The following is a 22,626-nucleotide window of genomic DNA, read 5'->3' as shown; positions in this document are numbered from 1 at the left end:
GTACTCCAGAGGCAGCGCGAGAATACGGAGAAGCCGCAGCGTAAACTGGATTCCCCGCCTTCGCGGGGAATGACAGCGGCATGTTAGGCAGCAGTTGCGACGACGGCGACGCTGCGTAGAGGCAGCCTATTGCCTCGGCGCCGGCGCCATCATCGCGCCGCCCCTCTTCGCTGCGGGCGCGGGCTTCGTCGTCGCCGCGGCCTGTGCCGGGAGATATTTGGCGACGATGGCGGGATCGACCTGGGCGATGTTGGCGTCGGGCAGACGCGTCCAGGTCTCGTCCTTGCCGAACAGGGAAATGCCGAGGAAGCCGCGCATGGTCAGCGTCTGCCCGTCCGGGCTGACCGACATCTTGGCCTTCCAGATATTGCCGTCGCGCGGATTGACCACGTTGCCGCCGTCATACTTCAAGCCCTCGCGCTTCATGTCGCGGATGAAGGAGAGCCCGAGCACCGGCGCGTTCTTGCGATCGTCCGTGCATTTCGCACAGACCTCGTTCGGGTCGTCGCCGGGGCGCGGAAAGGTTTTTGCGATCACGCCTTCGAAGATGCCGTTGTGGTCGACGAAGAGAAACCATCCCACCGTCTTGCCGTCCTCGGTCTTCTGCCAAAGACCCGCGGCGGTTGGCTGCTGCGCCTGTGCGGCAGCCGGCCTCACCGCGCCAAGCGTCAGCACAAAGCCAAGCGCGAGGAGCGAGAGCAGCCGAAAGCTGGAAACGAGATTCCGCATTATGATCACCTTGCTAAGCCGCCACTGCAATGGCCGCAGACTACGGCGATTTCGCGAACGGTTCCAGCATCAGGAACATGGGACATCGCCTGCCGAACCCTGCCGTCAGTTGACACCGAGCTTCTTTTGCAGGCTGGAGGACGAGGTCGTGTACTGGAACACGAGCCGCTTCTCCGGATAGACGTAGCGATGGGCTTTTTGCGACATCAGCGCGCCCTCGTGGAAGCCGCATAGGATCAGCTTGATCTTGCCGGGATAGGTGTTGATGTCTCCGATGGCGAAGATGCCGGGCACGTTGGTCTCGAACGCGGACGTCTCGACCGGCACCAAATTATTCTCCAGCGCGATGCCCCAGTTCGCGACGGGACCGAGCTTCATGGTCAGCCCGAAGAACGGCAGCATCGTGTCGCAGGAAACTTCGCTCACGCTGTTGTCGTTCCCCTTGACGGTTGCGCCGGTCAGCTTGCCCTCGGTGCCGGAAAGCGCGGTGACCTGCCCGAGCCGCAGATCCATCTTTCCGCCGGCCACCAGCGCGCGCATCTGCTCGACGCTGTGGGGCGCGGCGCGAAAATCGTCGCGCCGGTGCAGCAGCGTGATGCGCTTGGCGAGCGGATGCAGATTGAGGGTCCAGTCGAGCGCGGAATCGCCACCGCCGACGATCAGAACGCTCTTGTCGCGGAACGTCTCCATCTTGCGCACGGCGTAGTGCACCGAGGTGCCTTCATAGGCTTCGATACCCGGCACCGGCGGACGCTTGGGCTGGAACGAGCCGCCGCCGGCCGCGATCACCACCACCTTGCATTCGAACACCTTGCCGGCGTCGGTGGTGCAGCGAAACAGCGGGTCGCCGATCTTCTCCACCGTCTCCACCATCTCGCCGAGATGGAAGGTCGGATGGAACGGCTTGATCTGTTCCATCAGCGCGTCGGTGAGGCCCTGCCCCGAAACCTGCGGAATGCCGGGAATGTCGTAAATCGGCTTTTCCGGATAGAGCTCGGCGCACTGCCCGCCGACCTTGTCGAGGATGTCGATGAAATGCGCCTTCATGTCGAGAAGGCCAAGCTCGAAGGCGGCGAACAGGCCGCACGGGCCGGCGCCAATAATCAGCACATCGGTTTTGATCACGTCGCTCATGTCGTCTCTTTATCGATCGTTATCGGTTGGACGGCGCCCGGCGGGCAGAAGTGACCCCGCCTGTCTAGCCAACGGGGATGGATCAGGGAAGGCATAAAAGCGGTAGCGCCCCGCAGCCGCGCCCACTTGCCGGGCCAGAATAACTGGGCTGTAACGGGATGCGATATGACGGAGATCAACCGGTGAACGCACCAAGCCGCCTCGATACGACGCCGCGCCTGGAGGACTATCCCTATCGTCTCGGCGACAATATCCGCTTCGGCGATCTCGATCCGAACCAGCACGTCAACAACGCGGTCTACGCCACTTACTTTGAGACCGGCCGTGTCACGCTGATGAAGAGCCCGGAATACGGGCTGACCCCGCCGGGCCTCGCCTGGATCATGGTGCGGCTCGACATCCATTTCCGCGCCGAGCTGCACTGGCCGAACACGATCGAGCTCGGCCTCGGCGTAGTTAAACTGGGACGGACGTCAGTGACCTTCGAACAGGTCGTGTTTTCGGAAGGAAAGTGCATCGCATCGGCGATGTCGGTCGGCGTCATGATCGACGAGGCGACGCGGCGACCGGCACCGCTGACCGCAGAGGTGATCGAGAAGCTCAGACCCTGGCACAAGCGCGGTATCGAGGTCGCGCCGCCGGGCATCTAGTATCTTGAGGGACGATCAGGCCTGCCGTTCCGGCGTCGCCACGACGAGCCCGTCGAGTTCGTCGGAAACCTTGATCTGGCAGGACAGGCGCGAGTTCGGGCGCACGTCAAAACCGAAGTCGAGCATATCCTCTTCCATCGGCGTCGGGCTGCCGACCTTCTCGCGCCAGACTTCGTCGACATAGACATGACAGGTTGCGCAGGCACAGGCGCCGCCGCATTCGGCCTCGATGCCGGGAATGCTGTTGCGGATGGCGGCTTCCATCACGGTCGCGCCGTTCTCGACTTCCACCGTACGGGTTTCGCCCTTGTGGTCGACAAAGTTAATCTTGGCCATGTGTGCTCGTGCTGCCGCGATGTTGCAAATGAAGGAGGGTCCGGGCTGTCCTATAACGGGTCGATCCGCCCGGCGCCATAGCGTTTTGATGCGAAGTGAATCCCGCTTCGTGGGAAGAAAACGCGTCAAAACAAAAGACTAGAGCACGGTTCTGACCCTGTCGCCCTAGGGCTTCAGGATCGCCTCGATGGCGGCGCGGGCCTCGGTCACCGCCTCTTTCAGCGCGGTGAAGGCGTGGGGCTGGCCATGGCCGGTCCGGACCGCGGTCTCAAGGCTGGCTGCGGCATCCGCCACCGCAAAGGCGCCGATTCCGCGCGCTGAGCCCTTGAGCTTGTGCGCGAGTGCGCCCGACTCGGCCGGCAGAGCTGCCATCGCCGCGATCAGGCGGACCGCCTGCTCGGCGAACATCGCGAGCACTTCCTGCTCCAGTTCAGTGTCGCCGAGCGTCATGCGCGAGAGGTGTTCGAGGTCGAGCGGGCTGTCGATGGGTGCAAGCGGGGGCGAAGGCATCCAGTCCATCCGTTGCAGTTCAGGCGTCATGGCGCAGGCCCCGGCATCGCGCGATGTCCGCCGGTCCGGCGGTCAGGTTCCTCCCACCGAAGCATGGAAATGGTTAACGAAGTGTTTGGGCCGTTTTACGCAAATCCGCCCGTTTCTTGACGAAAAGTTGTCGCAATCTGACGAGTCCAGTGGAGAATTGCATTTATTGCTAAGGCGTTACGGCGCAATCCTGTTAACGATGATTAAGATTGTCTTAATCGCGGGCATTTCATTCGCAACGCTCTGCCAATAGGATGTTGCGGAAATTGGCGGACAAGCCGTCCGGGTGGGGACGGCTCGGAATCCGCCCAAGCGGCATGATCCGGTCTGTGAGCTTGCGTAGCGCGCGGGGCTCGCGGGGGGATGCGTACAAGTAACGAGGGCTCGGACTGAACATGGCGAACACTCCGAAGAAGGTCAAAGACCCCACAGAAGTTGCGCTTTCTGCGATCCAGGAAGCCCTGAACATCAGCGACACGGCCGCGGACACCAGCCGCAACGCCTCGATGCGCAACGAGACATCATCTCCGGCGACGCCGCCGGCTCCCCCGATCTTCGATGAGCCGACCTTCGAGCCGCGTCCTGCCGCCAACGAGCGGGCGGTGTTCGACCCGATCGAGGAGCCGCGCGCGACGCGTCGCGCCGCCAATGACGACCGCGAGACCATCGGCCAGTTGCTCCAGGCGCTTCAGAAGGGCCGCCCTGCCCGCAGCGTCTACACCTTCGCCACCATCTTCGCCGGCGTGTGGCTCGCAGCCTGCGCCGCGCTCACCGTCGGCTTCCTGCCCTCGATCCAGGCCGCCATGGGCCAGAGCGGCGGCGTGCTCGTCATCGCCGGCCTGATCGCGATGTTCTTCGCGCCGATCATGCTGTTCTACTTCCTGGCGAGCCTGGTCTGGCGCGGCCAGGAAATGCGCATGATCGCGCAGGCGATGGCGCAGGTCGCGATCCGCTTCTCCGAGCCCGAGGGCTCGGCCTCCGATTCCATGGTCACCGTCGGCCAGGCCATCCGTCGCGAGGTCGCGGCGATGGGCGACGGCATCGAGCGCGCCATCGCGCGCGCCGGCGAGCTCGAGACGCTGGTCGCCAACGAGGTCGCGGCGCTCGAACGCGCCTATTCCGACAACGAAGTGCGCATCCGCGCCCTGCTCCAGGACATCGCGCACCAGCGCGACAATCTGGTCGGCCAGGCCGAGCAGGTCCGCAGCGCCATCTCCGGCGTGCAGATCGATTTGCGCCACGACATCGCGCTGATCTCGGACGCGATCGCCTCGCGCGTCGACGAAGTCGCCAAGTCCATCACCGGCGCGCTGGAAGAACGCGGCGCCCACATCACCGGCGCACTGAGCAACGCCGGCGACAACATGATCCTCGCGCTCGGTGAGCGCGGCGGCGACCTGCTCGACCGCCTCGAGGAGGCCAGCAACGAGACCACGCGCGCCGTGCTCGATGCCAGCGAGCGGCTGACCACCAGCCTCAACTTCAAGACGGGCCACGTCCACAACGAGTTCGTCGATCTCGCCGATCGCGTCCACGAGATGCTGAACGAGCGAATCGACCGCATCACCGGCGAGTTCGAGCAGCGCTCGGCCGCGATCGTCGACGGCATCTCCGAGCGCACCGAGCAGGTGCACGATAGCCTGAAGAATTCGTCGGACTCGCTGCTGCTCGAGCTCGAGCTGCGCTCCAACGACCTCTCCGCCAAGATCGACGACGCCGGCAACCGGCTCGCCGGCCAGATCATGAACTCCGGCGACAAGGCGAGCGAGGCGCTCGACGCCACCGTCAACACCCTCGTCGCCAAGGTCGTCAGCCAGACCGAGACCGCACACGACTCGCTGTCGCTCCAGATGAGCGCGTTCGACGAGCTGGTGAAGAACCAGGGCAGCGAGCTGGTCGAGAAGTTCGCCCGCGACTCCGGCACGCTGGGCGCGCTGATCACACGCCACATCTCCGAGTTCGACCGCACCGTGAAGACGTTCGGCGGCGATATCGTCGATCGCATGGGCCAGCGCACCCAGGACATCGCCGAGAGCCTGAAGACCTATGTCGACAATTTCGATACCCGCTTCTCCTCGAACGGCGGGGCGATCACGGCCGTGCTCGACCAGCGCCTGGTGCAGTTCGAGACCACGGTCGGCGAACGTGTCACCAACCTCGACGCCTCGCTGAACGACAAGATCGTCAGTCTCGACGGCACGATCGAAGGCCACATGAGGACCTTCGACGACCAGCTCGTCGGCCGCGTCGCCGCGCTCGAACAGTCGTTCGACACCCGCGCCAAGTCGGTGACCGAAACCATCGACGGACGCCTCAACACCCTTGCCTCGTCGCTGACCGACGGTGCCGCGCAGGCGATCCAGTCGATCGACTCCCGCCTCACCCATCTCACGACGTCGGTCACTGACGGCGCATCGCAGGCGATCGAGACGATCGATACGCGCCTCAATGATCTCGCGACCTCGCTCACCGATGGCGCATCGCAGACCATCCAGTCGATCGATACGCGGCTGACGCACCTCACGACGACGCTCACGGGCGGCGCCTCGCAGGCGCTCGAATCCATCGACACGCGCCTCACCTACCTGACGACTGCGGTGACCAACGGCGCCTCGCAGGCCGTGCAGTCGATCGACACGCGCCTCACCCTGCTGACCTCGACGCTCACCGACGGCACTGCGCAGGCGATCGAGGCGGTCGACCGCCGCATCACCAGCGTCGCCGAGATCATCGACGGCCGCAGCATGCATCTGACCGACTCGGTCACGGCACGCTTCCAGGACATCCACCAGGCCATCGAGACCAAGGTCGGCTCGGTCGCGAGCGACATCGACGTGCGCGTGGCGCAATTCGAGGACCTGCTCGGCTCGCGTGTCGAAGCCGTCGCCGGCCGCATCGAAAGCAGCGGCCGTCAGGCCAGCGAGAACATGATGTCCCGCGCCGAGATGATCTCGACCGCGATCCGCTCGCATGTCGAGGACGCCGAGCGCTCGCTCACCAACCTCGTCGTCAACACCAGCGAGACGATCCAGACCGGTGCGCGTACCGCCCAGCAGTCGCTGATGACGGTCTCCTCCGATGTCAACGCCCAGCTCAAGATGACCTCCGCAGAGGTCGAGCGCGCGCTGACCGCGGTCGGCACCGGTGCTGCGAACTCGATCCTGACCAGCGCGCGCGAGGCGCAGTCGACCCTGGTCGCAGCCTCGGGCGAGGCCTCCAACCAGATCAAGTCGCTGTCGACCGACGTCGAACGCACGCTGTCGGCGGCCGGTTCTGCCACCGCAGCCTCGATCCTGACCAGCGCCCGCGAGGCGCAGTCGACCCTCGTCTCAGCCTCGGGCGAGGCCGCCAACCAGATCAAGTCGCTGTCGACCGACGTCGAACGCACGCTGTCGGCGGCCGGTTCTGCCACCGCAGCCTCGATCCTGGCCGGCGCCCGCGAGGTGCAGACCACCCTCGTCACGGCGTCTTCGGACGCGGCCAACCACGTCAAGACGCTCACCGCCGACGTGCAGCATTCGCTGTCGCTGGCCGGCACCACCACGGCGGAATCGATCACCGCCGGCGCCCGCGATGCGCAGAGCGCGCTGATCGCGGCCTCGACCGAGACCGCCAACCAGATCAAGGCGCTGTCCTCGGACCTACAGCGCTCGCTCTCGATGGCCGGCACCTCGACGGCCGAGACCATCATGAGCGGCGCCCGCGAAGCCCAGAGCACGCTCGTCAACGCGTCCTCGGATGCGGCGAGCCAGGTCAAGTCGCTCGCTGCCGAAGTGCATCGGTCGCTCTCGCAGGTCGGCCAGTCGACCGCCGAGACGATCACGACCAGCGCCCGCGACGCCCAGAGCACCCTGCTCTCAGTCTCGGCCGAACAGACCGGTCAGGTGCGTTCGCTGGCGGCCGAGATGCAGCGCGCGCTGGCGACCGCCGGCGGCGCCACCATCGAGGCGCTCACCAGCGGCGTGCGCGAGGCCCAGGGCACGCTGATCTCCGCCTCGACGGATGCGGCAAGCCAGATCAAGTCGCTGACCACGGACATCGAGCGCACGCTGACCTCGGTCGGTGCCGACACCGCCTCGACCATCCTCAACAGCGCGCGTGAGGCACAGACCTCGCTGACTTCGACGTCGGCGGATGCCGCAAGCCAGATCCGCACGATCTCGACCGAGATCGAGCGCGCATTGAGCACGGCCACGACCAACGCCACCAACGACATCCAGACCAGCGCGCTCAACGCCCAGAATGCGCTGATCAACGCCTCCAACGAGGCAAGCTCGCGCGTCAAGTCGAGCTCGGCCGACGTCGAGCGTTCGGTGCTCGCCGCGAGCAGCAGCTTCGGCCATGCTATGACCGGCAAGACCGACGAGATCGTCACCTACGTGCAGCAGCAGGCCGACCGTCTGTCGAACATGATCGACGCCAAGCGCGGCGCGCTGGTCGATGCGATCGGCTCGAAGACCAGCCAGCTCACGCTCGACATCGACCGCGTCACCTCCGACGCGCTGAAGTCGATCGAGACGCGTGGCCATGCGTTCTCGCAGACCATGATGGGCAACGGCTCCGAAGTGGCCCGCACCATCAACGCGGCGAGCGAGATCGCCACCGGCGCAGTCGGCAAGTCGCTCAAGGACCTCGAACAGGCCTCGCGCTCGGCGATCGACCAGTCGCGCCAGGTCTCGATCGCGGCCGTCACCGAGATGCAGGAGACCAGCAAGATCCTGCGCACCGACACGGTCGCCCTGTTCGAGCGCTTGCGCGAAGGCAACATCCTCCTCCAGGAGGTGCTGACCGGTGCGCACGACAACCTCAACTCGCTCGAGCGGGCGCTGGTGACGCGCGTCGCCGACTTCGTCTCGGCGATGAACGACGTCACCTCGCGCAACGGCGCTGCGACGCAGAACCTGGAAGACCAGCTCAACGTCTTCAACACGAAGACCACGCGGGCGCTCCAGGATCTCGGTGAGTTGTCGACGCAGTTCGACGCGCACGGCAAGGCGCTGGTCGATGCCGCGCAGGTCGTCGAGCAGAGCAACAAGAACACCACCGCCTCGCTCGCCGAGCGCAAGCAGGCGCTGGAATCGCTGGTCACCACCATCGACCTGCGCACCACCGATCTCGACCAGCGTCTGTCGCGCTTCACCGGCCTGCTCGATGAATCGTTGGCCGCTGCCGAAGAGCGTGCCCGCGACATCGCCCGCGTCGTCGCGGAGACCGCCGGCGCAGGTTCGGCCGCGATCACCCGCCAGTTCGAGGCGGTGCGCGCGGCGTCCGAGGAAGAGCACCGCCAGACCATCGATGCCATGCACGACATCTACCGCCAGACCACCGACGAGGCGGATACGATGTTCAAGCAGTCGACCGAGAAGTTCACCAACCTCGTCTCCAGCATGAAGCAGATGGCGTTCGAGATGCACAACGAGCTCGAAGCCACCCGCAACGAGCTGCGCCGCGGCGTGCTCGAGATGCCGCAGGAGGCCGCCGAGAGCACCGCGCAGATGCGCAAGGTGATCGTCGACCAGATCGAGGCCCTCGCCGAGCTCAACCGCATCGTGGCCCAGCATGGCCGTGGTCTCGACGTCTCCGCGACGGGCCGCGCTTCTGCCGCCGTCCAGCGCCAGGATGAGCCGATGATGGCGAGCGTCGGCGCGCGCAACACCGAGACCCGCGGCCGCGACACCGGTAGCGCCTCGACGCTGCCGCCGCCGGACCTCGGCATGCCGGCCGCCTCGCGCCGCACCGAAGCGCCGCCTGCCGCGCCCGCAGGCAACGACCAGGGCCGCGACGGCTGGCTGTCGGACCTCTTGAACCGCACGGACGCCAACCAGGGCGCGCCGACGGGTCGTGAGGCTCCCCGTGGCCGCCCTGCCTCACCCGCGCCGCAGCCGCAGGCCAGCAGCAATCCGCTGGAGTCGCTGTCGCTCGACATCGGCCGGCTGATGGACCGCAACCTCGCTGCCGAGATGTGGGACCGCTATCAGCGCGGCGAGAACAAGGCCTTCACCAAGCGCCTCTACACGCCCGCCGGCCAGAAGGCCTTTGACGAGGTCGCCCGCAAGTACCGCGCCGATCGCAACTTCAAGGGCACGGTCGACCGCTACGTGGCCGAGTTCGAGCGCCTGCTCGACGAAGTCGCCCGCGACGGCCGTGGTCCGCAGGAGCTGCGCAACCACCTGACCTCGGAGACGGGCCTCGTGTACACGCTGCTCGCCCACGCGGCGGGCCGGCTGGGGTGAGCGGCAAGGCGCACAAATGGCGGGTAGCGAATAGCGAATGAAAAACGGAGCCCTCACGGGCTCCGTTTTGTTTTGGGTCGCCATTGCGCCGGCAACTCAATGCGTGTTGAAGATTGACGCAGCCACCCCAAACTCGTCATTGCGAGCAGCGAAGCGACGAAGCAATCCAGACTGCTTCCTCAGAGGAAGTCTGGATTGCTTCGCTTCCGCCTTCGCTCTTCGAGCTACGGCGGACAAGTCGCTCGCAATGACGAGGAGAGAGACGTGGACTAAACGCCTACTGCCGCCGGCGCTCGTTCGAAGGCGCCGCTCTCGGCGGCTCGGGCGGCGGAGCCGGTTGCGTGCTGTTGCTGGCGCCGAACAGCACGCGGGTCGGGTTGCGATCAAAATTGTTCACGGCGCGGCTGATGTCGCCGAGCGTACGGCGACCGTCGGTCATCAATGCACCGGAGCGCTTGTCGAAATCGTCGGCCAGCTCGCGGATCGACTTCACAGCCTGGAACAACTCGCCGCCGTCCTTGCCGCCGGCGAGCGTGTTGAGGCCGAGCATAAGGCTGTCGGCCTTGAGCATCACGCCGTCGACCTTGGCCATCACGCCGTCGATCTTCTCGGAGTTGCGTGCGAGCGAGTTGGTGAAGGTCTCGAGGTTCTTCAGCGAGTTCTTCACCGACTCCTGATTGTCGGCCACGATCTTGTTGATGTTCTGGAGCGTGCCGCGGATCGCCTCGGTGACGTCCTGGAGCTTGTTGGGATCGGCCGTCAGCGACGGGATGCCGTCCTCGTCGAGAGGCGGCGGCGGAGCCGTCTCCTCGCCGCCCTTGAGCGAGATCGCGGCAACACCGGTCAGGCCCTGGAATTCGAGGCCGACCAGGGTGTCCTTGCGGATCGGCGCGTTGTTCTCGACCATGGCGAGTGCGACAACCCGCCGCGGGTTGTCGAGCTTCACCGAGACCACTTCACCCACCCTGATACCGTTGAAATTGACGCTGCCACCGTTGCGCAGGCCCGCCGCCGGGCCCTCGAACACGACGCGCAGGGGGCTGCGCTGCTTGGTGGTGTGCAGTGACTGGAACCACAGCACGAAGCCGATCGCCGCGGCGATCACGGCCAGCGTGAACGACCCGATCAAGACGTAATTTGCCCGCGTTTCCATCAGCTACTCCGGCACCTCAGCCCATCACCGCACGGGCGCGCTTGCCGTGGAAATATTGTCTCAGCCAGGGATGCTGCGAGGCCTGCATGTCGGCGATCGACCCTGCCGCAATGATCTTACCGTTCCCTAAAACGGCGATACGGTCGCAAGCTGTGTAAAGGCTGTCGAGGTCGTGGGTTACCATGAAAACGGTCAGGCCCAAAGTACGCTGGAGCGTCCTGACCAGCTCGTCGAAATCGCCGGCGCCGATCGGATCGAGGCCCGAGGTCGGCTCGTCGAGGAACACGAGATCGGGATCGAGCGACAGCGCGCGCGCCAGCGCCACGCGCTTGATCATGCCGCCCGACAGCTCCGAGGGAAAGCGATCCGCGACTTCCGGCTTGAGCCCGACCATGGTGAGCTTGGCCAGGGTGATCTCGTCCATCAGCCGCTGCGAGACCCGGAGATATTCGCGCATCGGAAACTGGATGTTCTGCCTGACGGTCAACGAGGAGAACAACGCGCCCTGCTGAAACAGCACGCCCCAACGGCGCTCGACGCTGCGGCGCTGCGAGGTGCTGGAGGAATCGAGGTCGACGCCGAACACCTCGATGGAGCCCGCGACCTTCGGCACGAGGCCGATGATGGTGCGCGTCAGTACCGACTTGCCGGCACCGGACGGGCCGACGAAGCCGAGGATTTCGCCGCGCTTGACGTCGAGGTTGAGGCCATCGAGCACGCGCGTCGCGCCGAACTGCACCGTGATGTCGCGGACGCGGATGATCGGATCTTGAATCGCGTTTTGAGTTTCTTGCGCCATCGTCACATCCCGATCGAGGCGAAGAAGATGGCGAACACGCCGTCCATGACGATGACGAAGAAGATGCCCTTCACCACGGAGGCCGTGGTGTGCTGTCCGAGCGACTCCGCGCTGCCTTGCACCGCGAGGCCCTCGACGCAGGCGACGATGCCGATCACGGCCGCCATGACAGGTGCCTTCACGATGCCGACGATGAAATGGTCGATCGAGATGGCGTCGCGCAGGCGCAGCAGGAAGGCTTCGGGATCGACGCCGCCATAGAGCCAGGCGACAAGACCGCCGCCATAAAGCGCGGCCATCGCGCCGAGGAAGGCGAGGATCGGCAGCGCCAGCACCAGCGCCAGCATGCGCGGCAGCACCAGGACCTCGATCGGATCGAAACCCATGGTGCGCAGCGCGTCGATCTCCTCGCGCATCTTCATCGAGCCGAGCTCGGCCGTGTAGGCGCTGCCGGAGCGACCCGCGACCATGATCGCGACCAGGAGGACGCCGATCTCGCGCAGCACCAGCACGCCGAGCATGTCGACAACGAAGATGTCGGCGCCGAACCTGCGGAAATGAAAAATGCCCTGCTGGGCGATGATGCAGCCGATCAGGAACGTGATCAGCACGATGATCGGCACCGCGCGCCAGCAGACCTGCTCCATGTGGTGCACGGTCGAGGTCAGGCGGAACGAACGCGGGTGGATCAAGACGCGAAATCCCGCCGCGAGCACCGCGCCGAGCATGTCGACGAGGCCCGCAACCGTGCCGGCGACCCCGGCCACGGCCCGGCCGATCTGCTCCAGCATGCCGGTGATGGTGACCGCGCTGCTGTCGACGACCGGCGTCGCCCTGACCCGCCGCACCTCGTCCACGAGGCTCGAATAATTGGCGGAGAGCCCCGCGATCTGCGCTTCGACGGCGCCCTGGGTCAGGCTGCGGCGCAGCCGTTCGATCAGCCAGGCGCCGAAGGTGTCGAGCTTGGCGACCTCGGAGACGTCAATGAAGATGCTTTGCGAGCCGCCGGCGAGCTTCTCGGCGTCAGCCACCATCCGCTCCAGGACCGGCGCGAAGCTCGCGGTCCAGGTTCCGGTGGCGCAGAGTGCCAGCCCGTTGCCTTTGGCAATCCGTTCCAGCTTCGGATCGCCGCTCAAGGTGTCCGCTCCCGTGCCGGGGCGCAAGAAACGGATAGAATCAGATGGTTGCGCACACGCCCTTACCCAGAGAAGGTATCCCCAACTGGTTAATGTTAGTTGCTAGAGGTAACTAGCAGGTTCAGATTTCGCCAGAGTTCAAAATGACTTCCAGCAAAGTTCCGGCCCTGGCCGCGCGAATCGAGCGCTTTCCCATCGCCGGCAGTTTTACCATCAGCCGGGGCGCCAAGACCGAGGCCGTGACCGTCGTGGCCGAAATCATCCAAAACGGCCTGACCGGCCGCGGCGAGTGCGTGCCCTATCCCCGCTACGGCGAAACGCCCGAGGCGACCCTTGCCGCGATCCAGGCCATGCAGGCGGCCGTCGCGGGCGGCCTCTCGCGCGAGGCCCTGCAAGGCGCCATGCCACCGGGAGCGGCCCGCAACGCGCTGGATTGCGCCCTGATCGACCTCGAGGCCAAGGCGGCCGGTCTGCGGGCCTGGAACCTGCTGGACCGCCCGACCCCGGGCGAGCGCACAACGGCCTACACGATCTCGTTAGGCGCCCCCGAAGCCATGGCGGCGGCGGCGGCCAAGGCCGCGCATCGGCCACTGCTCAAGATCAAGCTTGGCGGCGACGGCGATCCGGAGCGGATCGCCGCGGTTCGCAAAGCCGCCCCCGAATCCGAGTTGATCGTGGATGCCAACGAGGCCTGGACCGAGGCCAATCTGGAGCAGAATCTCGCCGCCTGCGACGCCGTCGGCGTCACCCTGGTCGAGCAGCCGCTGCCGGCCGGGAAGGATGACGCGCTGGCGCGGATCAAGCGGCCGCTCGCGGTCTGCGCCGACGAGAGCGTGCATGACCGCCCATCGCTCGCGCCGCTCCGCGAGCGCTACGACGCCGTGAACATCAAGCTCGACAAGACCGGCGGCCTCACCGAGGCGCTGGCGATGGCCGATGCGGCGCAGGCGCTGGGTTTCGAGATCATGATCGGCTGCATGGTCGCGACCTCGCTGTCGATGGCCCCCGCAATGCTGGTGACGCCGCAGGCGCGCTTTGTCGATCTCGACGGCCCGCTGCTGCTGGCGCGCGACCGCGATCACGGGCTTCGCTACGACGACAGCCTGGTCTATCCGCCCGCTTCCTCGCTCTGGGGATGAGCCTTGAGCCGATGCCGCGCCGACCAGATCACGAGCGCGCCGGCCGCGGCCATCGCCGCCATCACGTAATAGAGGCTATCGCCGATGCGGGCGTAGATCGCGCCAGACGCGATCGAGGTCGCCGCCCCCAACAGCCCGTTGCACGCGGCATAATAGCCCTGCCCCCGCGCGATCTGATGCGATGGCACGCGCTGCACCAGCAGATTCATGGTGCCGACGATGGTCATGCCGAAGGTGAGGCCGTGGCCGAGCTGCACGATCGCGAGCAGCGCGAGCGGCGGCTCCTGCGCGGTGACGATCCAGCGCACCACCGCGCTCACGCCGCCGATCGCGATCAGCGTGGACGGATACAGCGTGAAGCGCGGCGACAGCGCGAAGACGACGATCTCGGCGATCACACCCAGCGTCCAGAGGCCCGCGATCGTCAGCCCGCCGAAGCCGTGGAGCTGCCAGTTGATGGCCGAGAACGTGTAATAGGCGACGTGGCTGCCCTGGATCAGCGCGGCCGACGCGATGACGGCCCAGAAGCCGCCATCGCGCAGCAAGGCCTTGCCGGCATGCGTCTCCGTCGTCCTTCGCCTGACGTCGTCGAGCGGCCGAAGCAGCAGGCTGGCGGCGACCGCAACGACGGCCCACGCGACGATGATCCAGATCAGATCGCGCGCCGCGATGTGGTCTACGAGGTAGCCGCAGGCGAGCGACCCCGCGGCGAACGCGGCCGAGCCCCACAGCCTTAGGGGTCCGTAATCGAGCCCGTAGCGCACAACGCCGCGCAGCGCATAGGCGTCGGTCAGCGGCGTCGTGGGCGTCCACATCATGCAGGTCAGCGCATAGATCAGGAACAGCGCCAGCGGCTGCTGCTGCAAGGCGACCGCCGTGAACCCGATCGCCGTCGCCAGCACCGACGCCATCATGCCAGCGCGAATGGCATGGCGCTTTTCGGCAAGGGCGGTGATCTGCGGCAGCGTGGTGAAGCGCGTGATCGCCGGCAGCGCGTTGATGATGCCGATCCAGGCCGCGTCGATGCCGATCGCCTTCAGCCAGAGCGGAAAGAACGGCAGATGCGTGCCCGCAACCGCGAAGATGGCCGAATAGAACAGCGCCAGGCTCACGGCGAATCGCCGCTTCACGGTGGCTTGCGTGGGGATTTGTGATTCGGGTGGCATCAAACCAATTGCGATTCGGTCGATATCGTGGTGATCGTTACAGTAACGCGCACTGATTTGCGCGACGAGATTGACATGGCCAACGAAGCATTCGCCCTCTCGCCTATGTCTGCCCGTGCGGCCGAGCCGAACGAGCAGGATTACGACGCGATCCGCGAAGCCTTCATGGAGACCGCGCGCGGCCGCTGGTTCCTCGGCGAATATGCCAAGCGCAACCGCAATGCGGATACCCGCATGGTGCTCGATGCGGTCGCGAAAATCGAAGAAACCCTTGCGGCACAGCGACAACCCGTCGTCGAAGATCGCCTGCCCGAGGCGCTGGTCGAGATCCGCCGCGCCATCCGCGAGGCCGAGACGATCGCGATCGCCGCCTTCGATCCCGCGGCGATCGAGGCGAGCCTCGCGCCGATTCCGCGCGGCGTGCGCATCATCAAGGAGATCTCCTGGCGCTGGCGCGAGATCGGCGCCGACGGGCGAATCTGCGACCTCATTGATTCGCAGCTCGCCTCCATCGAGGCCGCTTGCGGACAGCTATCGACCATCGACCCCCGCGTCGAGCTCAAGGCCGCATTCGATCTGCTCAGGGATCGGGTCGAGCAGCTTGATGGTGAGGGCGACACAGCGCCGCAAGCGGCGGTGCATTCCGCGGCTGCGCCGGTGCAGGAGGCGCTCGTCGCGGCGTCTGCGCCTGTCGAGGCCGCGCCTGCCGCGATGGCAACCGAAGCATCCGTGGCTTTGACGGAGACGCCGCAGGACATCGCAGCGACTCCCGCGCCGGAAGCAGCGATTGATGCGGCCAGCACCGCCGAAGCACGCGCCGTTGCCGAAGAGGCAATGGACGTCGCCATCGAGCCGGAGGTGATCGCCGACAACCACGCCGGGCCCGACGAGGAGGCAGCCGAACCCGCCGCCTTCGCGGAGGTGACCGACGAGTTCTCGCTCGACGCTGCCGCGCAAGCCGAGGACGAAGCCGTGCTCGAGGCCATCGCGCTTGAGATGGCCGCGCCCGATCCGGAGTTCGACGAGATCATCGAGCCGGTCGAGATGAAGGTGGCCGTTCCGGAACCGATGATCGAGGAAGTCGCAGCCCCGATTTCCGCCGAGCTTCCGCAGCCGGTCGCAGCCGAGCCGGCCGCCACCGCAGTCGCGCAGGAGCCCGCCGAAGACGCGCCGATCGCGATGGACTCGCTCGCGCGCCTCACAGACGCCATTGCGGAGGCCGCCGCCGAAGTGATGGAGCAGCCGGCCCCGGCTATGGCAGCCACGGCGACGTTCGGCGCAACGCCGACCGCGACGCTTCCGATGCCCTCGCCCCTCGCCGAGACCTCGCTCGGCGCCACCATCCTCGCCAGCGGCATCCTGCAAAAGCCCCGCGCAGCGGCCAACGACCCCATGGCGCCAATCCGCCGCATGACCCAGGCCGAGAAGATCGCGTTCTTCTCGTAAGGGGCGCGGCCTACTCATTCTCGTGTCCCGGACAAGCGAAGCGCAGATCCGGGACCCAGTAGCCACAACCTCATTCGCAACATGGGCCCCGCGGCTCTGCAGCGCACCGTCGAAGAGACGCTGCGCTGCGTCCGGGGCACGAAAGGAGAGTACAGGCACACTCTCTCAGTCGTCATTGCGAGCGCAGCGAAGCAAATCTAGACTCTTTCCGCGGAGAGATCCTGGATTGCTTCGCTACGCTCGCAATGACGGAGGTGTTGGCTCCGCCGGACAATCGGCAACAGCAATCCCTGTTACATGAAGAAGGCCTGCCCGTTCGACGCACCGACGCCGCCGTCGACCGGCAGGTTCACCCCATTTACAAAGCTCGCGTCGTCGCTTGCGAGGAACGCAATGACGCTTGCGATTTCCTCGGACTGGGCTCCACGGCCCATGGGGATACGTTGCAGCAGTCGCGCCAGCACTTCGGGATGCTGCTCGAAGACCGGCGTCGTCAGGTCGGTAAAGGTCGTCGACGGGCAAACCGCATTGACGCGCACGCCTCTCGGCGCCAATTCGAGGGCAAGGCTGCGCGTGAGATTGCTGACGGCGCCCTTCGTGGCGTTATAGAAGCTCAGGCCCCGATCACCGCCGAGCCCGCTCAGGGACGACACGTTGATGATCGAGCCGCGGCGTTCGATCAGGTGCGGAAGTGCCGCGCGCGTCATGTTGAGGACGCCGTCAACATTGACCGCGAAAACATCGCGCCAGTGCTCGATCGGCATGCTCAGGAAGTTCCCGACAGCACCCGTCCCCGCATTATTGACAAGAATATCGATCCTGCCCAGTTTGCGGATCACGTCGGCGACGACGCTTTCGACATCGGCGGCGATCGAGACGTCGCCAGGCCGGATCATGCAGCGATCGGTGCCCAGCCCCTCGCTGACTTCGGTCAGCTTGAACCTGCGGCGTCCGTTGAGGACGACAATGCCGCCTTCCGCATGAAAGCGCCTGGCTGTTGCCGCACCGATTCCGCTGCCGGCGCCCGTGACGATGACGACTTTGTCCTTGAACCGATCATTCATGCCAATGACTCCATCCGAACCCGCAAGGTCCGGACAAGAGCTAGGACACCGGAAAGACAGCTTGGTTTCAGCCGAACCGGATTCGGCTACGATTGAAATCTGTCGCGCGAAGCGTTCCGCGAATCGATGCGAGGCCGATCACCCGCAATTCCAGACCGCGCCGATCGGCGTCCGCGTCCAGCATGGACCGAAGCTGCCGCCATTGTAGCGGCCGCCGCCGAAGCCGGGCCGGCCGAAATAGCGCCATTCGCCGTCCCAGCCGTAATACTGAGGGACCGGATCGATGTACCAATGGCGGCGATCGCTGCGCGACAGGCGCCGCATCGCTTCCTTCTGCTTGTAGAGTGGAATGCTGTTGCTGAGCGGCTGGCGATAGCCCGGCAGGAAGCCGTAGCCATGCCAGACCGGCTTGGGGCGTTTTTGAGATGACGCAGCAGACGCGATGGCGGGCAGCAGCGACAGGACGACAGCAATGGATAGACACATAAGGCGCGACATGGATTGACCATAAACAGTCAGGTTCAAACAGGCCACTCAAATTCGAGTGCGAGGCTTTTCGCCGCCTCGATCAATATCCCGCACACGCGGCCATGCCGGCTTTCGCGGAATCGTTATGCGTTGGCGCGCGGCGATCGGGCGGCTGGACCGATCTGATGACGTTCCCCGGCTGATCACGCCCATCCGAAACGCGGGAAGCCCGACCATCGTGCAATAATTGATCCGACCTTTCAGCACTCCGTTGCTGTACTGTCTGCTTCGCTATTCGTGGTGCCCTGTCGGAAGGAGCACGCATGTCCACGGCGATCTCGACGCTCGGCGGGGTAGGTCTCTTCCTGCTCGGCATGACCGTGATGACGGAGGGCCTGAAGACGCTGGCCGGCTCTGCGCTACGCACTGTGCTCGGCAACGCTGCGTCGACGCCGCTGCTTGGCTCGTTTTGGGGGGCCGTGGTCACGCTGCTGGTGCAGTCCTCCAGCGCAACGACCATGACGACGATCGGTCTCGTCAGCGCCGGCCTCTTGACCTTCCAGCAAGGGTTGAGCCTCGTCTTCGGCGCGAATATCGGCACTACCGGGACCGGCTGGCTGGTCGCGCTGATCGGCGTCCGCGTCTCGCTCACGGCCGCGGCGCTGCCGATGATCTTCGTCGGCGCGCTGACCAAGCTTCTCGGCAAGGGACGAATCTCCGGGGTCGGCGCCGCGCTCGCCGGCTTCGGACTTGTGCTGTTCGGCTTGACAACCCTGCAGCAGGGCATGGCGGGGCTGGCTGAAGGATTGCACCCGGCGGACCTGCCCGCAGTCCTCGGCAGTCCCGGGGTGTCATGGTGGTCGGGCCTCTTCGGCGTGCTGGCGCTGGTCGTGATCGGGTTGGTCATGACAGCGCTGATGCAATCGTCGACGGCCGCGATCGCGGTGACCCTATCCGCCTATTTCGCGGGTGCGATCGGGTTGGACCAGGCCTGCGCCCTGATCATCGGCCAGAACATCGGAACAGCGACGAGTTCCGCCCTGGCCGCGATCGGCGCGAGCCCGACCGCGAAGCGGCTGGCCATCGCCTACGTTCTTTTCAAGCTGATTGCCGCACTCATCGCGTTGGTGGCTTTTCCCATAGTAACGCCCTTGCTGCTGCACGCCTCTGACACGATCGACGGCGTCACGCTGCTGGCCGGCTACCACACGGCCTTCAACGTCGTCGGCGTCGCGGTCCTGCTGCCCCTGATCAACCCGTTCACGCGACTGGTCGAGCGGATTCTGCCCGAGCGCGGCTCGCCGCTGACGCGATGTCTCGATCCTTCGGCGCTTGAGACCCCGATCGTGGCGGTGGAAGCGGTACGGCGTACGATCGCGCGCGTGCTCTTGACGGTGTGCAGTTCGGTCGAGGCGAAACTTGCCGGCCGCGCGGGATCGATACGCCTGGGGAAGGACGCTGTATCCGTAGAGCAGGCGGCCGATGCCGTGCGCCAGACACAAATATTCCTGTCGGATGTAGCTGGACCGCCTGAGACCGACGACGAGCAACGGCGTCTGACGAGCACGCTGCACGCCCTCGACCACGCGTCTCGGCTGACGGACCTCGCAAGTGGAGGAAACAATTTCGCTTCGGTGGCAGGCGGACCGGAGGACATCCGCGCCCGGGAGCTATGTGCCGAAGTCATGCGAAGCGCGGCTGCGATTGCGCGCGGCGTGACGGCGCCGCCCCGCGTCGACGGATCGCCGCACGCCGTACCCGCCTCGCGTGCCGGCGACGCCATGGCCGGTCCGCGCGCCGACCCGCCCGACGAGGCGATCGCCGAACTCGAGCGCTGCACGACACAGCTCGCCGAAATGCTACGCATCCATCGCAGTGCGACGCTCGGTGCGGTGGCCAATGGAACCCTGACCGCCGACGCCGCCCTGCTTCGTGTCGAGGCGGTGCGAAACCTCGAAGCCCTGTCGCAGCACGCCTGGCGCTCGGCGGCTCATCTGATCGGGCGGGGCTGGCGCGGAGATATGTTCAAACAGCAGCCTGAAGCGCGATGACCGTTCGCCCCAATCTCATCGCGATTCAGATCACGCCCTTCCTGATCAGGAAGCACCCATACCCCCTGCTGTCGCCAACCTGCACGACGCCAAACCCTGCCGCCGCCGCGCGATAGAATTCCGGGCGCGAGAGCTTGCCGGGCGCAACGGCCCGGCCGACCGAGCGCTCGATCTCCGCCAGCACCGCGCGCTGCACGTCGGGGACGCGGTCGGGATCGTCGACCGGCGCCATCACACGCACCGGATCGGGATCGAAATCATCGAGCGGGTAGACCGACATGATGGCGCGGATCGCGGTCTCCATGCTCATGCCCGGCAGCTGGATCAGGCGCTGCGACGTCGTGCTGTGCGCGATGCGGGTGGCCGGGTGATTGGCATCGACGAAAACGAGGTCGTCGCCGTGGCCCATCGAAGCCAGCAGCCAGAGCAAATCGGGCGTGAGGATCGGATCGATCGATTTCAGCATGTGACGGCATTCCCCCCCAAACCATGTCCTGCGCCGGCAAAACCGGCCTAGCCTGGCAACCGGCGCTAACCATAGCAGGTTCCAAGCGTGATTCAGATCACGCAGCCTACCATGGTGATTGCGATCACGGACCACAGGCTCGAACGCGGCCAAGCTTCCTCGCAACCAATCTCGCATCGAGATCAGTGCCAGAGGAGCACGCCATGTTCCGCCTAAAGCCTTTCCTGATGACTGCGAGCCTACTGGGAAGCCTGTTCGGCTTCGCCTGCGGCCCTGTTTCCGCGCAAGTCGCCCCGGTCGCACCGGCCCCGACCGCGTTGCAAGGCCCGGAGCAGCGCGTGGCGCTGGTGATCGGCAATTCCAACTACCGGAACGCGCCGCAGCTCCAAAACCCTGACAATGACGCGCAATCGATGGCGCAATTCCTGAACTCGGCCGGCTTCGAGGTGGTCGCCGCGACCGACTTGACCCAGAACGACATGCTCCGCGTCGTCCAGGACTTTTCCGCCAAGGTTTCCACGCGTGGTCCGAACACGGTCGCCATGGTCTACTACGCCGGCCACGGCGTGCAGCTCGCCGGCGAGAACTACCTCGTTCCGGTCGATGCCAAGGTCTCGAACCCCACCGAGCTCGTCAATAACTCGGTGCGCCTCGTCGACGTGATGTCGACGCTGGAGACGATCCCGAGTCGCATGCGCATCGTCATCCTCGATGCCTGCCGCAACAATCCGTTCCCGACCGTCAACGACGCCGGCCGCGGCCTCGCCATCGTCGATGCGCCGAACGGCTCGATCGTCGGCTACTCGACCGCGCCGGGCGCCGAAGCGCAGGACGGCACCGGCGGCCACAGCCCCTACACGCAGGCCTTCCTGAACGTCGCGCGCGAGCCCAACGTCCCGATCGAGCAGCTGTTCAAGCGCGTGCGTCTCGAAGTGAACCAGACCACCAGCGGCGCGCAGATCCCGTGGGAAAGCTCGTCGCTGACGTCTGACTTCACCTTCTTCGGCGACACCGCAATTGCCGCCAACCGCGCGCCGGTGAATGCGCCGGTGGTGCAGATGGCCTCCAACCTGCCGAGCCGTTCGACGCGCCAGGCCTATGACTACGTCGTGTCCGAGGGGCGGCCGGAGTACTATCAGGAGTTCATCCAGATGTACCCGCACGACCCGCTGTGCGACCACATCCGCTGGCTGCTCTCGAACCTCCTGATCACGCAGGCCTGGCACAAGGCGGTGCTCGCGAACTCCCCGCTCGGCTACAAGAGCTTCTATGATAGCTACGGCAACAGCCCCTATGGCCAATCCGCGCTGAAGCTCCAGGTGCAGCCGAAGCTGATCCCCCTGATGCAGGCGACCAAATTCCTGGCTCCGCAGAACGTGACCCCGAGCTTCAAGATCGGCAATCTCGGCCAGCCGAAGTACATGCCGCTTCAGCAGGGCAATGGTGGTGGTCAGATCAACGGCAACCTGCCGATCGTGCAGAAGCCGGGCGACAACAACGGTATCGGCAAGCCCGGCAATGGCGGCCAGATCGTCAACCTGCCCTCGGGCAACAACCAGCCGAACCCGCAGAACGGCACGCCGTCGCAGACCCCGGGCAAGATCGTCACCCTGCCTGCGCCGACCAACACGACCAACAGCAATGGCGGCGTCGGCAAGATCGTGACGCTGCCCGCGACCAACAATACGAAGAATGGCAGCAACAATGCCGGCACTGCCAACGGCACGACCAACGGCACTCCTGGCAAGATCGTGAGCATGCCGGTGAATGTCGGCAAGGGCGGCCCGAACGTCGATGCGAAGCCGGTCAAGGTTCAGACGCAGAACAACCCGATCCGCATCACCAACGGCAACACCGGCATCGTGAAGCTCAACAACAACCCGGTGAACAAAGTGCAGGTCCAGAACAACCAGCAGAACAACCGCCCGCAGTTCAACACAACGAACCGCATGGTCAACAACGGCGGCAACAACTTCCGCCAGTCGATGAACCAGGCGCCGAGCACGAATAATGGCGGCAACAATCGCCGCGGCGGCTTCATGCACTGATCGCCACAAGCGAAACGACAAAGGGGCAGAGCGGCAATGCTCTGCCCCTTCGTCGTGTCAGCATCCAA

The 22,626-nt window shown here is 65.6% G+C and carries 17 protein-coding genes; 6 read left to right on the top strand and 11 right to left on the bottom strand.

All coding sequences use genetic code 11. From position 1 onward, the window contains the following. Positions 1-126: 126 nt before the first annotated feature. Together JQ627_RS28400 and JQ627_RS28395 are read right to left on the bottom strand one after the other, a co-directional pair. Positions 127-729: a DUF2147 domain-containing protein gene (locus JQ627_RS28400; RefSeq protein WP_212487629.1), complete on the bottom strand. Its 603-nt coding sequence runs from the start codon at positions 727-729 to the stop codon at positions 127-129. Positions 730-834: 105 nt separating this feature from the next. Beyond that, positions 835-1,863: an NAD(P)/FAD-dependent oxidoreductase gene (locus JQ627_RS28395; RefSeq protein ID WP_212487628.1), complete on the bottom strand. Its 1,029-nt coding sequence runs from the start codon at positions 1,861-1,863 to the stop codon at positions 835-837. Between the two features lie 182 nt (positions 1,864-2,045). Between JQ627_RS28395 and JQ627_RS28390 the strand changes: the two genes are divergently transcribed. After that, the gene (locus tag JQ627_RS28390; protein WP_212487627.1) at positions 2,046-2,513 is read left to right on the top strand and encodes a thioesterase family protein; all 468 of its coding nucleotides are present in this window, start codon (positions 2,046-2,048) and stop codon (positions 2,511-2,513) included. A 15-nt stretch (positions 2,514-2,528) separates the two neighbouring features. Here JQ627_RS28390 and JQ627_RS28385 read toward each other — a convergent pair whose 3' ends face one another. Beyond that, positions 2,529-2,849 (bottom strand): 2Fe-2S iron-sulfur cluster-binding protein, encoded by a 321-nt coding sequence (locus tag JQ627_RS28385; protein ID WP_212487626.1) that lies wholly within the window; start codon positions 2,847-2,849, stop codon positions 2,529-2,531. A 165-nt stretch (positions 2,850-3,014) separates the two neighbouring features. Further along, complete coding sequence (locus tag JQ627_RS28380) at positions 3,015-3,389, bottom strand: Hpt domain-containing protein (protein ID WP_212487625.1); 375 nt, start codon at positions 3,387-3,389, stop codon at positions 3,015-3,017. A 395-nt stretch (positions 3,390-3,784) separates the two neighbouring features. Between JQ627_RS28380 and JQ627_RS28375 the strand changes: the two genes are divergently transcribed. Further along, entirely contained in the window at positions 3,785-9,622 is a 5,838-nt protein-coding gene (locus tag JQ627_RS28375) for a negative regulator of septation ring formation (protein WP_212487624.1), read from the top strand. Between the two features lie 277 nt (positions 9,623-9,899). Here JQ627_RS28375 and JQ627_RS28370 read toward each other — a convergent pair whose 3' ends face one another. From JQ627_RS28370 to JQ627_RS28360, 3 genes are read right to left on the bottom strand one after another with little or no spacing between them, the layout of a single operon-like run. Then, a complete protein-coding gene (locus JQ627_RS28370; RefSeq protein WP_212487623.1) occupies positions 9,900-10,775 on the bottom strand; it encodes an MlaD family protein in 876 nt (291 codons plus the stop codon). A 16-nt stretch (positions 10,776-10,791) separates the two neighbouring features. Beyond that, the gene (locus tag JQ627_RS28365) at positions 10,792-11,574 is read right to left on the bottom strand and encodes an ABC transporter ATP-binding protein (protein WP_063982229.1); all 783 of its coding nucleotides are present in this window, start codon (positions 11,572-11,574) and stop codon (positions 10,792-10,794) included. Positions 11,575-11,576: 2 nt separating this feature from the next. After that, positions 11,577-12,710 (bottom strand): ABC transporter permease, encoded by a 1,134-nt coding sequence (locus JQ627_RS28360; protein ID WP_212487622.1) that lies wholly within the window; start codon positions 12,708-12,710, stop codon positions 11,577-11,579. A gap of 143 nt (positions 12,711-12,853) precedes the next feature. Here JQ627_RS28360 and dgcA point away from each other — a divergent pair, with 143 nt between their 5' ends. Further along, entirely contained in the window at positions 12,854-13,849 is a 996-nt protein-coding gene (gene dgcA / locus JQ627_RS28355) for an N-acetyl-D-Glu racemase DgcA (RefSeq protein ID WP_212487620.1), read from the top strand. On the opposite strand, the gene JQ627_RS28350 is transcribed toward dgcA, so the two are convergent. Then, on the bottom strand, positions 13,819-15,015 hold the full coding sequence (locus JQ627_RS28350; protein WP_212487618.1) for a major facilitator superfamily domain-containing protein 6: 1,197 nt from the start codon (positions 15,013-15,015) through the stop codon (positions 13,819-13,821). The two genes, dgcA and JQ627_RS28350, sit on opposite strands and share 31 nt — an antisense overlap. 75 nt (positions 15,016-15,090) lie before the next feature. Here JQ627_RS28350 and JQ627_RS28345 point away from each other — a divergent pair, with 75 nt between their 5' ends. Beyond that, positions 15,091-16,461 carry a hypothetical protein gene (locus tag JQ627_RS28345; RefSeq protein WP_212487616.1) on the top strand — a complete coding sequence of 457 codons (1,371 nt, stop codon included), beginning with the start codon at positions 15,091-15,093 and terminating at the stop codon, positions 16,459-16,461. Positions 16,462-16,754: 293 nt separating this feature from the next. On the opposite strand, the gene JQ627_RS28340 is transcribed toward JQ627_RS28345, so the two are convergent. Beyond that, complete coding sequence (locus tag JQ627_RS28340; protein WP_212487614.1) at positions 16,755-17,525, bottom strand: SDR family NAD(P)-dependent oxidoreductase; 771 nt, start codon at positions 17,523-17,525, stop codon at positions 16,755-16,757. Between the two features lie 138 nt (positions 17,526-17,663). Further along, positions 17,664-18,023: a hypothetical protein gene (locus JQ627_RS28335; RefSeq protein WP_212487612.1), complete on the bottom strand. Its 360-nt coding sequence runs from the start codon at positions 18,021-18,023 to the stop codon at positions 17,664-17,666. Positions 18,024-18,316: 293 nt separating this feature from the next. Between JQ627_RS28335 and JQ627_RS28330 the strand changes: the two genes are divergently transcribed. After that, positions 18,317-20,044 (top strand): Na/Pi cotransporter family protein, encoded by a 1,728-nt coding sequence (locus JQ627_RS28330; RefSeq protein ID WP_212487610.1) that lies wholly within the window; start codon positions 18,317-18,319, stop codon positions 20,042-20,044. 25 nt (positions 20,045-20,069) lie between these two features. On the opposite strand, the gene JQ627_RS28325 is transcribed toward JQ627_RS28330, so the two are convergent. Then, on the bottom strand, positions 20,070-20,510 hold the full coding sequence (locus JQ627_RS28325; RefSeq protein ID WP_212487609.1) for an RbsD/FucU family protein: 441 nt from the start codon (positions 20,508-20,510) through the stop codon (positions 20,070-20,072). Positions 20,511-20,713: 203 nt separating this feature from the next. Between JQ627_RS28325 and JQ627_RS28320 the strand changes: the two genes are divergently transcribed. Beyond that, positions 20,714-22,558: a caspase family protein gene (locus JQ627_RS28320; protein ID WP_212487607.1), complete on the top strand. Its 1,845-nt coding sequence runs from the start codon at positions 20,714-20,716 to the stop codon at positions 22,556-22,558. The last annotated feature ends 68 nt before the right edge of the window (positions 22,559-22,626 follow it).

Source organism: Bradyrhizobium liaoningense, assembly GCF_018130785.1.
Classification (GTDB): Bacteria; Pseudomonadota; Alphaproteobacteria; order Rhizobiales; family Xanthobacteraceae; genus Bradyrhizobium; species Bradyrhizobium liaoningense_A.
The sequence above is the reverse complement of the archived record's forward strand: the minus strand, read 5'-3'. Positions and strand labels throughout refer to the sequence as shown.

Excerpts from the sequence above, each read along its gene's own strand:
- JQ627_RS28400 (WP_212487629.1), bottom strand. The coding sequence starts at position 729 with ATGCGGAATCTCGTTTCCAGCTTTCGGCTGCTCTCGCTCCTCGCGCTT.
- JQ627_RS28395 (WP_212487628.1), bottom strand. The coding sequence starts at position 1,863 with ATGAGCGACGTGATCAAAACCGATGTGCTGATTATTGGCGCCGGCCCG.
- JQ627_RS28385 (WP_212487626.1), bottom strand. The coding sequence starts at position 2,849 with ATGGCCAAGATTAACTTTGTCGACCACAAGGGCGAAACCCGTACGGTG.
- JQ627_RS28380 (WP_212487625.1), bottom strand. The coding sequence starts at position 3,389 with ATGACGCCTGAACTGCAACGGATGGACTGGATGCCTTCGCCCCCGCTT.
- JQ627_RS28375 (WP_212487624.1), top strand. The coding sequence starts at position 3,785 with ATGGCGAACACTCCGAAGAAGGTCAAAGACCCCACAGAAGTTGCGCTT.
- JQ627_RS28370 (WP_212487623.1), bottom strand. The coding sequence starts at position 10,775 with ATGGAAACGCGGGCAAATTACGTCTTGATCGGGTCGTTCACGCTGGCC.
- JQ627_RS28365 (WP_063982229.1), bottom strand. The coding sequence starts at position 11,574 with ATGGCGCAAGAAACTCAAAACGCGATTCAAGATCCGATCATCCGCGTC.
- dgcA (WP_212487620.1), top strand. The coding sequence starts at position 12,854 with ATGACTTCCAGCAAAGTTCCGGCCCTGGCCGCGCGAATCGAGCGCTTT.
- JQ627_RS28350 (WP_212487618.1), bottom strand. The coding sequence starts at position 15,015 with ATGCCACCCGAATCACAAATCCCCACGCAAGCCACCGTGAAGCGGCGA.
- JQ627_RS28345 (WP_212487616.1), top strand. The coding sequence starts at position 15,091 with ATGGCCAACGAAGCATTCGCCCTCTCGCCTATGTCTGCCCGTGCGGCC.
- JQ627_RS28340 (WP_212487614.1), bottom strand. The coding sequence starts at position 17,525 with ATGAATGATCGGTTCAAGGACAAAGTCGTCATCGTCACGGGCGCCGGC.
- JQ627_RS28335 (WP_212487612.1), bottom strand. The coding sequence starts at position 18,023 with ATGTCGCGCCTTATGTGTCTATCCATTGCTGTCGTCCTGTCGCTGCTG.
- JQ627_RS28330 (WP_212487610.1), top strand. The coding sequence starts at position 18,317 with ATGTCCACGGCGATCTCGACGCTCGGCGGGGTAGGTCTCTTCCTGCTC.
- JQ627_RS28325 (WP_212487609.1), bottom strand. The coding sequence starts at position 20,510 with ATGCTGAAATCGATCGATCCGATCCTCACGCCCGATTTGCTCTGGCTG.
- JQ627_RS28320 (WP_212487607.1), top strand. The coding sequence starts at position 20,714 with ATGTTCCGCCTAAAGCCTTTCCTGATGACTGCGAGCCTACTGGGAAGC.